Consider the following 11,370-nt stretch of genomic DNA (forward strand, 5'->3'; position numbering starts at 1 on the left):
AGTTATACTAAACGAGAGTAGTAATTTTTATGATTATGAAATCGGACTCGTCGAATAAGGAATGAAGCATAAAATTTATAGATATTTGGTTTATTAATAGATTTTAGTAGGTATTTTGTAACGGAATTTGGATGTTGTTAATTAAAAATGGTAATATCCATACTATGGCTGGAGAAGTAATAGAAGGCGGTAGTGTATTAATGGAAGGTGGAAAGATAAAAGCTGTAGGTAAGGAAGTAGTAGCACCTTTGGATGCAGAGATAATCGATGTTGAAGGTAGGATGGTTTTACCAGGGTTCATAGATGCCCATTGTCATGTGGGATTATTTGAATCTGCTATTGGTTTTGAAGGAGATGATGGAAATGAGGCAACGGATCCAGTGACTCCTCAGATCAGAGGAATTGATGGTATAAACCCGATGGATGAGACACTAAGAGAAGCCTATGAAGGAGGCGTTACTACTGCAGCAACTGGTCCAGGAAGTGCTAATGTTATAGGGGGCCAATTTGCTTTAATAAAGACTTATGGTAATAGAGTAGATAATATGGTATTAGATGATAGTATAGCTATGAAAATAGCCTTTGGTGAAAATCCTAAAAGGGTGTATAATAATTTAAAGAAGTCTCCTATGACTAGAATGGCTACGGCTTCAATATTGAGAGAAACATTATTTAAAGCAAAGGCGTATGTGGAAAAACAAAATAGGGCAGAAGGAGATTTGTCTAAAATGCCAGATTTTGATATGAAGATGGAAGCTATGGCTAGAGTTATAAGAAAAGAAATTCCATTAAAGGCTCATGCCCATAGAGCAGATGATATTTTTACAGCTTTAAGGATAGCAAAAGAGTTTGATGTAGATATTACATTAGATCATTGCACAGAAGGACATTTAATAGCTGATGAATTAGTTAAAGATGGGAAACCTGCTATAATAGGACCTACTTTTGGAGATAAATCAAAGTTCGAATTGAAAAATAAAAGTTTTGATACTCCTAAAGTATTACATGAGGCAGGAGTCAAATTTGCAATAATGACTGATGCTCCGGTTATACCATTAGATAAATTAGTATTATGTGCAGCTTGGGCTGCAAATGCTGGGCTAGATGAAGAGGAAGCTTTTAAATCTATAACTATAAATCCAGCTGAAATATTAGGTGTAGATAATAGATTGGGAAGCATAGAAAATGGTAAAGATGCTGATATAGTAGTATTTAATGGACATCCATTAAGAGATATAAGAGCTAAAGTCAATATGACAATAATAGATGGTAAGGTTGTGTACAGAGAAAGTTAATCATTGATAATAAAAGGACTATTGACAAAATAATAACTATATTCTATAATGATAATAGAAAATAAAATTAAATAGTTAATCTTCAGGGCAGGGTGAAATTCCCGACCGGCGGTAAAGTCCGCGACCCGTATGAAAGTACGGTTGATTTGGTGAAATTCCAAGACCGACAGTAAAGTCTGGATGGAAGAGGATTGAGTAAGATACGTACTTAATAATGTAGAAATTGCTGCCCTTGGATTAAATCCAAGGGCTATTTTAATCTTCTGAAGATGCTATAATTAGGAGGTAAAATTATGCAAGCAGTAAAGAAAAAGGTTGATGTGAGATATCTTACAAAAACAGCAGTATTATCAGTATTGGCATTTTTAATAATGTTCATTGAAGTACCAATGTGGTTCGCACCACCATTTTTAAAGGTAGATTTTAGTGATATTCCTGCATTAATAGGAGCTTTTGCTTTAGGGCCTATGACAGGAGTAGTGATAGAATTACTTAAAAATATTCTTCATATAGCATTGAAGGGAACAACTACTGTAGGAGTTGGAGAATTAGCGAATTTTATTGTAGGGTCTATATTCGTATGTATAGCATCTATAATGTATTATAAAAATAAAAACTTTAAATCTGCAATTATAGGATTGATATTAGGAACAATAGCTATGACATTAGTAGCTGCTATTGCAAATTATTTGTTCTTATTACCATTTTATGCAAAATTCTATGGGACACCAATAGAGTCTTTTGTAGAAATGGGAGCAGCAGTTAATAAATATGTATCAGATGTTAAATCACTAGTGATATTTGCAATAACCCCCTTTAATATATTAAAAGGCATAATGATATCAGTAGTAACTATACCTTTATACAAGAGAATATCACCATTACTTCATAAATAATAAAAATCCAAGGCTTAGGTCTTGGATTTTTTATTTTATACAACTTTAGTGATATAATGTATAAATGATATAATTTAAGTATTAATTCTAGAGGGAGTGAAAGTATGCCAAAAGATAGATTGAATAAAGTTAGTTGTAATAATTATAGATGTGAAATAGAAGTCACATTAGAAATCTTAAGTGGTAAGTGGAAAGCTCTTATTATTTGGAATCTTAATCTACATAAATCTATAAGATATAATGAACTTAGAAGATTAATTCCTGAAATAACTCAAAAGATGCTAAGTCAACAATTAAAAGACTTAGAACAAAATGGATTGGTTAATAGAATTGTTTATAATGAAGTTCCACCAAGGGTTGAATATTCACTTACTGAAATTGGAGAGGAATTAATACCTATTTTAGAATTAATGGATAAGTGGGGAAAATTATTTGTTGATAATTTTAAACATAGCTAGTTAATAATCATATCAATTACTATCGTAATCAATATTTCAGTCTAGGACAACAACAAATTATAAATTTAATATTTATGAAAGTTTGAACCTAAAACTGTCTAAAATGTAGTATGAAATATATTGAAAAAATTTACAGGTGCTTTTTTCATTAATCTGTTTTTGCAGTGCCTAGAAATAATTTAATAACTTAAAAATAAAAAACGCTTAAGAACGTACCTCTATTTATAAGTACGTTCTTAAGCATTCTTTATTTATTTAAGCTTTAGGGAATTAAATCTATTATTTCCTGACAATACTTTTTTTCATTAATCTGAATTATAGCTCTAAAAATTCACCTCTGTTCCATAATAGGTAGTCTCAAATAATTTTTTCATTTCTTCTACGGATATTTGTCTTGGATTTGTACCTGTACAAGGATCAGCTACTGCTGTTTTAGAAATTTCGTCCAAGTGTTCTTTGAAGAAATCTTCTGATAATCCATATTCATTTAAAGTTTGTGGCATATTCATAGCAACTCTAAAATCTTTAACAAGTTTAATTAATGATTTAACCAATTTATCTGTTGTATTTCCGTCTAAGCCTAATCTTTTAGCTATGTCAGCATAGGCACTTCCAGCTGTCTTAGAATTAAATTCTATAACAGATGGTAAGTATATTGAATTTGCAGATCCATGGGCTATATTAAATATTTTACCAGTTTTATGAGCCATTGAATGAGCTATTCCAAGTATGGCATTAGAAAAAGCCATTCCAGCTAAACATTGAGATATATGCATGTTTTCTCTAGCTTCTTTTTCTCCATTAAATGAGTTAATTAAATTTTTAACGGTCATTTCTATTGATTTCATGGCCAGTGAATCAGTTATTGGATTTCTAGCAGTTGATACATAAGCTTCAAAAGCATGAGTTAAGGCATCCATACCAGTGTTAGCAACTAATTCTGGAGGCATACTTTCCACTAAAGCAGGATCAACTATAGCAACATCTGGAGTGATATTATAGTCAGCTATTGGATATTTAATATTAGTTTCATTGTCAGTTATTACTGAAAATGAAGTGACTTCAGAACCAGTACCACTTGTAGTTGGTATAGCTATGAACTTTGCTTTTTGACGTAATTCTGGTAAGCTAAATGGTTTAGCAGCTTCTTTAAAAGTAAGATTTGGATACTCATAAAATATCCACATTGCTTTAGCCGCATCTATTGGAGATCCTCCACCAATTCCAATTATCAAATCAGGTTCAAATGAAGTCATCATTTCAACACCTTTTTTAACAGTTGAAACAGAAGGATCACTTTCAACACCAGAGAATACTGTTGTTTCAATCCTTGCTTCTTTTAATAAATCTTGAATTCTAGAGACTGTTCCATCTTCTATTAATCTTTCAGAATCAATAACTAACATTGCCTTAGTTCCTTTTACATCTTTTAAATGGTCTAGAGCATTAGTTCCAAAATAAACATCTCTTGGTATAGTAAATCTTTGCATTTACTACTCCTCCTTTAAATTAAATTTGTCCCTCTGGACAATTCTTATTATAACCAATTTAATTTTAAAAAAAAGAAGGCACTTTTTGGTATGGAAGTTCCTAAAAAGTATGAAATGTGTAGTTGAGGGAAGAAATTTCAACAAATTTTTGTAATAGGAATTTAAATTATAACTGTAAGAATAGTGAATTATAAAATGTAATTTTCAACTTATCCACAGGAAATTACTTAAAAATCTGATAGGATACAGAGTTATAAACAAAAATGGGTATGGTAAATATTCCTGTGTATACTTGGTAAGAATTATATAATATTTAATAAGATAAGAATATTGAATTAATTAGATTGGAGGAATGATTAAATGACTAAGGGTATAGGATTAATGAAGAAATAAAAGAACCACTGAAATTCCTTATAAAAGAAGATAAAGAGACATATAAAATATATTCAAATTTAAAAATTTTAAAACCAAAAGTTGGATAATTACTAGCTATGAAGATATTGGCTGCAAGACCAGAGCCTGCTAAGGATTTTATAGATGCATATATATTGTGTAAAGATTTAAAAATAAAGACGAAAGAGGAATTAATGGATATAGTAGCAGATTATATACCTTTAAAATTTCTTGGAGGAAGACAAATCTAGCTCCATTTAAGGTTAGAAATGTATATTTTAATTTAGAAGGAATAACGAGAGTATAGAATTACCGAGGGACAAACGACAGATATAGATGTATAATATAAACGGCATAAAATGTTGTTCATACATCTTAAAGTGTTGTTTGTATATTTTTATTGAAAAGTAATTATAAAATATGATAGCGTGAAGATAAAGATAGAGTGAAAATAAAATCGAATTGATTCCTTAATGTTGGACAAAATTCAGGAATACTTTAAAAAAATACATATTCTTTTATGGTGCAAAGTTATTTTTTAAAAACTTAAGTTCTTATTATGATAAGTTTTCATGCGATTGCCGTGGTGTTATGATTATGATAAAGCTTATAGTCATCTAATCAAGGCTAAAGAGTTAAAAGAAAAACTAAATTTCAATGTCTTATCTACAACTTTATTTGGCTTATATAAATATTATTATAAAAAAGAAAATGAGGTTGAAGCACTAAAGTATTTATAGTAGAGAAAATTGATTAAAAAAATATAAAAAAGAAGCATTACATACTAACAATATTTAATGGTTTAGGTGTTAATTTTACCAAAGTTGAATCAGGTAATATTGTTTAAAATGAGCAAAGCACTATTAATGAATTATATGAACTTCAAGATAGTGACAATAGAAGAGCAAGAGGATAGTTTTTAAATACATTTTGAAAGGAGGATTAATTGTGGACAAGCCACCACGGAATATTCTATAACGAAATATTTTATTATAATCTTAAAAATAGAATAAATACAATAAAAATCAATAGTGATCTATTCAGCTGATTAGATATAAATTATTAGAATTTGGCCAATTCTAATAATAAAATAAGGGAGGAATAGATGTGTTTAGAAAAGTTTTATTATATTTTTAGTGATGGTTTTGATGGTTACTGCTTTCGTGCCAGCTATGTCTTTTGCTAGTGATAAAGATAATACTTCAACAAAGGCATTAGCATCTGATGAACCAGGTACAAAATCAATAGTATTACCTAGTCCTGTTAAAGTATGGGTTTTAGAGAGGATAGCAGAGAATATATTTGACAGTATTTTTTCAAAGGTATTTGATGTTATTGTTGGATTCCTTGAGAGAAGCTCGAAACTCTTTGGTGGATCAGGGACAACCGTTATAAAAATAAATGGTCATGAATTTAATCCTGATTCTTCTGCTAATTGGGTTGGAAATGGTTTAGCAAATAAGCGGATTAGAGTTATAGATCTTCAAACATCCCTTAAAAAACTAAGATTTAATCCAGGGTCCATTGATGGATATTGGGGGAGAAATACAAGATCAGCTCTTATAAATGTGCAAAGGTGGTATGGTATATCAGTTGATGGTTCATGTGGCCCACGAACATGGAGAACTTTATCTGCACCTTTATCATAATAACATTAATAATATAAGATAATAGATCCTAGGATCTATTATCTTATATTATATTAAATAGGTGGTGAAATAATGACAAAAATTCAAGTAAAAAATGTTTCAAAGATTATAAGAAAAAAGGATATTCTAAAGGAAATTTCCTTTACTATATCTTCGGGAGAAATAATAGGGTTGATAGGTCCCAATGGTGCAGGAAAGAGCACTTTACTTAAATTAATAACTGGATTAATAAAGCCTTCTTTGGGAGAAGTATTAGTTAATGATACTAATATTCAAAATGAGTTTAATAAAGTAGCAAATGAAATAGGTTTTTTAATAGAGGAGCCATCTTTATATGATAGATTAAATGCTATAGATAATTTGAAATTATGTTTAAAGCTACATTCAAAGATCGACAATAAATATCTTCAATATATATGTAAGGGATTAGAAATCAATAATTTTTTAAATAAAAAAGTAAAAAATTATTCAATGGGTATGAAACAAAGATTAGGTATAGCTTGTTCATTAATTCATAATCCGAACATAATTATATTAGACGAGCCAACTAATTCTTTAGATATAAATGGTATAAGACAAATAAGAGATTTAATAAGGGATATTCATGATGATAATAAGATAATCATTATTTCTAGTCATATACTAAGTGAAATAGAAGAAATATGTGATAGGGTTTTAGTATTAAATAATGGTTTGCTAGTTGATGATTTTAAGAATGATTCAATAATATCAAAAGATAATGCATTTTACATAATCCAAATTGAAAGTAAGGGTAAGGAAATTGATTTTATTAAAAACAAAGCATATATTATAGATTCAGATAATTCACAATATAAAATAAAGGTCAATAAAGCTGAATTAAATATGATTTTAGATTTAATAGTAAAAAATGGGATGACTATAGTTGATATAAAAGTAGAGAATTCAACTTTAGAAAGACATTTTATAGGAAGGGGAGATAATTAGAGTGATTGAATATATTAAATTAGAAACTTACAAAATATTTAAAAATAAACAATGGATAGCGCCTTTAATTACATTAATACTTTTCTTTGGTCTTTCATTTTATTTAAATACTCAACATCCTAAAGAAAATCAGCATTTTTTTACGTATTATTACTATATATATGCTATCAATAACGAAATAATGTTTCCTATAAGTATATGTATTTTTTTTAGTTCTATTTATCTAAATGAATACAAACTATCAACGATCAAATTGTTATTAGGATCTAAATTCGAGAGAAAATATATTTTTTTAGGTAAATTTATATCAGGAAGCATTATAATATTTCTTATTTTTTTGATATTAACTATTATTTATATGTTACTTGCAATAGTTTTTTTTACGGGCTTAGATGAAGCAGCTATCGGCCTTACAATCATAAATGTTCCTACATTGTTTGGTAGAATGGTGATTGGATTTATTTCAAATATGTTTTATTTATTATCCATTGCATCCTTTGTGGTATTATTAATAGGTTTCATTAAAAAGCAATCGATAGCTGTATTAACTAGTCTAGGGATTATTATAATATATTTTTTTATTCCTTTGCCTGATATGGTAGATGAATATATATTTTTAAATGGTAGATTTACTTATGATGCACTTACCTTAGAAACTTTGCCTTTGGATAGATTCATATATCCTATAGGGGTCTCTTTAGTAACAATTCTAATATTTTTAGGATTAGGATTGTTGAAATTTGATAAAGAAGAAATATTATAATAGTTAAAGGATGGTACAAAATGAAACTAAATATTACTAGAGGTAAAATTGTATTTTTGGCTTTACTACTAATAGGGATATTTGTAGCATTATTTTTTAGACATAGATATGAAAATAACAAAATAGATTATTTATCTTCTGAGGAAAGTTTGGAAGAAACACAAAAATATTTAGAAAAATATCCTGATGATGTGAATGGTTTAATGTCCTTATCTCTGGATTATATGAATTTAAAAGATTATGAGCAAGCAAGGGATGTTCTCTTAAAGGTATTAGAAATTGAACCTACTAGTGAATTAGCTTGGCATAGATTAGGTATTTCTTATGAGTATTTAAAAGAATATGACAAAGTGTTGGAGGCATATGAGAAAAGTTTTAAATTAAGCAAAGAAGATTCAGCTTCTTATTACTTTTTATCCCAGATATATTTATTATATGATATCGAAGAATCTGTAAGTATGGCAGATAAAAGTTTGAAAATTGAAAAGGTAAATGAAGTACCTAATTTAGAATATACAGAGGAATATGTGAAATTTCTAAAGAATATAAATAAAGATCTAAAACAAAAAAATAATATGGAACCATATATAGAATTGATTGAAAGTGAATATATCGCATCAGATCCTATAAAACTTGGATTAATTGAAAAGACATTAGAAGAATTAAATGAACAAGATAAAGAAAATATGGAGAAATTGATAGATATGAAGAAAGAAATTGAACAACGTATATACTAAATAGAAATTAATGAGCTTATGTATATTTTAATTTAGAAGGAATAACGAGAGTATAGAATTACCGAGGAAAACCTCGGTTTTTTATTTACTTACAAATTAATATTCTTGTGTATACTTGGTAAGAATTATATAATATTTAATAAGAAAAATTTTAGAATAAAAGATTACAGCAGAAGGAATGATATATGATTAAAATAATAACAAGATCTCCAGATGAAACTAAGGAATTAGGATATAAAATAGGAAAATTATTAAAAGCAGGAGATGTTTTGTGCCTAGATGGAGATTTAGGTGCAGGGAAGACCACTCTTACTCAAGCAATTACAAAGGGATTAGATGTAGAAGATTATGTGACTAGTCCAACATTTACTATAGTAAATGAGTATGAAGGAAGATTTCATATAAATCATTTTGATGTCTATAGAATAGCTGATGTGGATGAGATGTATGATATAGGTTATGAGGAATATGTATATTCTGATAGTGTTAGTATAATAGAGTGGGCATCAATTATAGAGGAGATATTACCAGAGGATAGAATAGATTTATATATTAATAAACTCCAAGAAAATAATAATAGAGAGATAGAAATAAAGATAATAGGGAAGGGTAATGAGGATATAATAAAGGGGTTGAATAGAGAATGAAAGTATTAGCAATAGAATCCTCCAGTAGAGTAGCTACCTGTGCTGTGATGGATGAGAATAGTCTCTTAGGAGAATATATAATTAATGATAAGATGACCCATTCAAAGAAATTAATGCCTGCTATAGGAGAATTGATGACAAGTCTTGATTTAAAACCAGAGGATATTGATGTATATTCTGGATCTACTGGTCCAGGATCATTTACCGGATTGAGGATAGGATTGGCATCGATAAAGGCAATGGCTCATGCCCATGAAAAGGAAGTAATAGGAATTCCTACAATGGATGCTTTAGCTTTTAATATGCCTTATGTAGAAGGAATAGTTGTTCCAATGATGGATGCAAGACGAGATAGAGTATATACTGGAATATATAAATGGGAATATGGAGTATTTAATACTATAATGGAACAGGATGTATTATCAGTAGATGAAATTATAGATATTTTATTGAAGAGAAATGAGAGGATAGTAGTAAATGGAGATGGAGGAGTAAAATACAGGGATGTTTTAACAGAAAAACTTGAAGATAGAGTAGTTTTTTCTCCTAATTCTACTAATATGCCTAGAGCATCTTCAGTAGCAGAATTAGCTATTATGAAAATAAAAAATGGAGAAGGAATAGATTATAGAAAGTTAATTCCTGATTATTTAAGGAAATCTCAAGCAGAGAGGCAATATGAAAAAAGGATGCAGGAAAGAAATGAAAGATAATATTAATATAAGAAAGATGGAAATGAAAGATATATGTCAAGTGTTATTTATTGAAAAGATGTCTTTTGCTACTCCTTGGGCCAGAGAATCTTTTGAAAGGGAGTTAAGAGAGAATAAATTAGCTAAGTATATTGTAGCAGAAATAGATAAGAAAGTTGTAGGATATGGTGGAGTTTGGTTAATATTGGATGAAGGACATATTACTAATATAGCAGTTCATAATGAATATAGAGGGTTTGGAATAGGACATAGTCTAGTAGATGGCTTGATAAATGTATGTGATGAATTAAATATAGAAAGGATGACATTAGAAGTTCGAATATCAAATATTTTTGCTAGAAATTTGTATAAGAATCATGGATTCGTTGATATAGGAATAAGACCCGGATATTATGCTGACAACAAAGAAGATGCAGTTATCATGTGGAAGGAATTATAAAAAATTTCTATTATTACAAGATAACTAAGATAATGTTATTTTAAATGAAGTGAAATATATTATTTTTAAAAGAATTTTATAAGTATATAGAAGAAAACATTATATAAAGGGGAGATTAGATGAGTGACAATTTCAATGATAATCCTAATGAGTTTGAAGATTATAGTAATGTTAAAGAATTTAAATGGTGGGAAAGGATTAAATATTTATTTGTAAATCCCAATGAATTATTCAAAAGTGTTAAGTTTTACCCTAGTACAAAATTACCAATAGCATTGATAATTATCTCTACATTAGTAGCAGCATTTATTGAAATGAATACGGATGAGTTTATCAATTCTATTGCAGAGAATATGCCTGGTATGACACCTTCAGATTCTGTATTAACAGGATACATGATTTTAACTGTGATTTTAACTCCTATAGTACCAATATTTATTGTATTTTTTAAGGCATTTATGGTGAATGGTTTAGCTGCATTAGTTGGTGGTGATGGAGAATATAAAGATGCTATAGCTATAGCTGCTTATTCATATGTACCTGTTGCAGTTGGAAGATTAATATTAACAATAATATTTGTTGCTTCAGGAAACCCAGTTGTGGACTTGAATTTAGCTTTGATTTTACCTGAAAGTATGATAGGTAGTATTGTATATGGTGCATTTCTTCATTTTGATATACTGATAATTTGGTATCAGATTCTAGTTCTTATAGGTGCAACATATCTATATGAAATTCCAAAGAAAAAAGCCTTTGTACCTGTAATATTACCTTGGATTGTATGGATAATATTATCTTCAGGTTTATATGTTTTAAATCATTCTTAGTAAGACTGACTGCTCCCACACCTGAAGGAGTAGGGTTCTAAACTACTAAAGGCTTCTCTATCAAAAGATGATATCTGATTGATAGAACTGACCTACT

Annotated in this window: 13 protein-coding genes and 1 riboswitch; of the genes, 12 read left to right on the plus strand and 1 reads right to left on the minus strand. The window is 28.9% G+C overall.

Annotated elements, in window-relative coordinates; translation table 11 throughout:
- The first annotated feature begins 131 nt into the window (after nt 1–131).
- From GOQ29_RS03260 to GOQ29_RS03270, 3 genes are all read left to right on the plus strand, one after another.
- The gene (locus GOQ29_RS03260) at nt 132–1,295 is read left to right on the plus strand and encodes an amidohydrolase (RefSeq protein ID WP_203371203.1); all 1,164 of its coding nucleotides are present in this window, start codon (nt 132–134) and stop codon (nt 1,293–1,295) included.
- 74 nt (nt 1,296–1,369) lie between these two features.
- Nucleotides 1,370–1,491, plus strand: a riboswitch (FMN riboswitch).
- 97 nt (nt 1,492–1,588) lie between these two features.
- A complete protein-coding gene (locus GOQ29_RS03265; RefSeq protein WP_203371204.1) occupies nt 1,589–2,191 on the plus strand; it encodes an ECF transporter S component in 603 nt (200 codons plus the stop codon).
- Between the two features lie 104 nt (nt 2,192–2,295).
- Nucleotides 2,296–2,649: a winged helix-turn-helix transcriptional regulator gene (locus GOQ29_RS03270; RefSeq protein ID WP_252187498.1), complete on the plus strand. Its 354-nt coding sequence runs from the start codon at nt 2,296–2,298 to the stop codon at nt 2,647–2,649.
- A 323-nt stretch (nt 2,650–2,972) separates the two neighbouring features.
- On the opposite strand, the gene GOQ29_RS03275 is transcribed toward GOQ29_RS03270, so the two are convergent.
- Complete coding sequence (locus GOQ29_RS03275) at nt 2,973–4,139, minus strand: iron-containing alcohol dehydrogenase (protein WP_203371205.1); 1,167 nt, start codon at nt 4,137–4,139, stop codon at nt 2,973–2,975.
- 491 nt (nt 4,140–4,630) lie between these two features.
- On the opposite strand from GOQ29_RS03275, the gene GOQ29_RS03280 reads away from it, so the two are divergent.
- From GOQ29_RS03280 to GOQ29_RS03320, 9 genes are all read left to right on the plus strand, one after another.
- Entirely contained in the window at nt 4,631–4,783 is a 153-nt protein-coding gene (locus GOQ29_RS03280; protein ID WP_203371206.1) for a hypothetical protein, read from the plus strand.
- An 897-nt stretch (nt 4,784–5,680) separates the two neighbouring features.
- Complete coding sequence (locus GOQ29_RS03285) at nt 5,681–6,181, plus strand: peptidoglycan-binding domain-containing protein (protein ID WP_203371207.1); 501 nt, start codon at nt 5,681–5,683, stop codon at nt 6,179–6,181.
- 72 nt (nt 6,182–6,253) lie between these two features.
- The gene (locus GOQ29_RS03290; protein ID WP_203371208.1) at nt 6,254–7,147 is read left to right on the plus strand and encodes an ABC transporter ATP-binding protein; all 894 of its coding nucleotides are present in this window, start codon (nt 6,254–6,256) and stop codon (nt 7,145–7,147) included.
- A gap of 1 nt (nt 7,148) precedes the next feature.
- Nucleotides 7,149–7,910: an ABC transporter permease gene (locus GOQ29_RS03295; protein WP_203371209.1), complete on the plus strand. Its 762-nt coding sequence runs from the start codon at nt 7,149–7,151 to the stop codon at nt 7,908–7,910.
- Nucleotides 7,911–7,930: 20 nt separating this feature from the next.
- On the plus strand, nt 7,931–8,647 hold the full coding sequence (locus tag GOQ29_RS03300) for a tetratricopeptide repeat protein (protein WP_203371210.1): 717 nt from the start codon (nt 7,931–7,933) through the stop codon (nt 8,645–8,647).
- A 185-nt stretch (nt 8,648–8,832) separates the two neighbouring features.
- Entirely contained in the window at nt 8,833–9,294 is a 462-nt protein-coding gene (tsaE, locus tag GOQ29_RS03305; RefSeq protein WP_203371211.1) for a tRNA (adenosine(37)-N6)-threonylcarbamoyltransferase complex ATPase subunit type 1 TsaE, read from the plus strand.
- The gene (gene tsaB / locus GOQ29_RS03310; protein WP_203371212.1) at nt 9,291–10,007 is read left to right on the plus strand and encodes a tRNA (adenosine(37)-N6)-threonylcarbamoyltransferase complex dimerization subunit type 1 TsaB; all 717 of its coding nucleotides are present in this window, start codon (nt 9,291–9,293) and stop codon (nt 10,005–10,007) included. The genes tsaE and tsaB overlap by 4 nt, the downstream gene beginning before the upstream one ends.
- A complete protein-coding gene (gene rimI / locus GOQ29_RS03315; protein WP_252187499.1) occupies nt 9,997–10,446 on the plus strand; it encodes a ribosomal protein S18-alanine N-acetyltransferase in 450 nt (149 codons plus the stop codon). The genes tsaB and rimI overlap by 11 nt, the downstream gene beginning before the upstream one ends.
- A gap of 119 nt (nt 10,447–10,565) precedes the next feature.
- Nucleotides 10,566–11,273, plus strand: a complete 708-nt coding sequence (locus GOQ29_RS03320) for a YIP1 family protein (protein ID WP_203371214.1) — start codon at nt 10,566–10,568, stop codon at nt 11,271–11,273.
- Nucleotides 11,274–11,370: the final 97 nt, after the last annotated feature.

The sequence above is a fragment of the Anaeromonas gelatinilytica genome, assembly GCF_016820635.1.
Lineage (GTDB): Bacteria > Bacillota > Clostridia > Tissierellales > SIT17 > Anaeromonas > Anaeromonas gelatinilytica.

Bases quoted from the DNA above. Each gene is read 5' to 3' on its own strand.
- GOQ29_RS03260 (WP_203371203.1), top strand. From the start codon at position 132: ATGTTGTTAATTAAAAATGGTAATATCCATACTATGGCTGGAGAAGTA.
- GOQ29_RS03265 (WP_203371204.1), top strand. From the start codon at position 1,589: ATGCAAGCAGTAAAGAAAAAGGTTGATGTGAGATATCTTACAAAAACA.
- GOQ29_RS03270 (WP_252187498.1), top strand. From the start codon at position 2,296: ATGCCAAAAGATAGATTGAATAAAGTTAGTTGTAATAATTATAGATGT.
- GOQ29_RS03275 (WP_203371205.1), bottom strand. From the start codon at position 4,139: ATGCAAAGATTTACTATACCAAGAGATGTTTATTTTGGAACTAATGCT.
- GOQ29_RS03280 (WP_203371206.1), top strand. From the start codon at position 4,631: ATGAAGATATTGGCTGCAAGACCAGAGCCTGCTAAGGATTTTATAGAT.
- GOQ29_RS03285 (WP_203371207.1), top strand. From the start codon at position 5,681: ATGGTTACTGCTTTCGTGCCAGCTATGTCTTTTGCTAGTGATAAAGAT.
- GOQ29_RS03290 (WP_203371208.1), top strand. From the start codon at position 6,254: ATGACAAAAATTCAAGTAAAAAATGTTTCAAAGATTATAAGAAAAAAG.
- GOQ29_RS03300 (WP_203371210.1), top strand. From the start codon at position 7,931: ATGAAACTAAATATTACTAGAGGTAAAATTGTATTTTTGGCTTTACTA.
- tsaE (WP_203371211.1), top strand. From the start codon at position 8,833: ATGATTAAAATAATAACAAGATCTCCAGATGAAACTAAGGAATTAGGA.
- tsaB (WP_203371212.1), top strand. From the start codon at position 9,291: ATGAAAGTATTAGCAATAGAATCCTCCAGTAGAGTAGCTACCTGTGCT.
- rimI (WP_252187499.1), top strand. From the start codon at position 9,997: ATGAAAGATAATATTAATATAAGAAAGATGGAAATGAAAGATATATGT.
- GOQ29_RS03320 (WP_203371214.1), top strand. From the start codon at position 10,566: ATGAGTGACAATTTCAATGATAATCCTAATGAGTTTGAAGATTATAGT.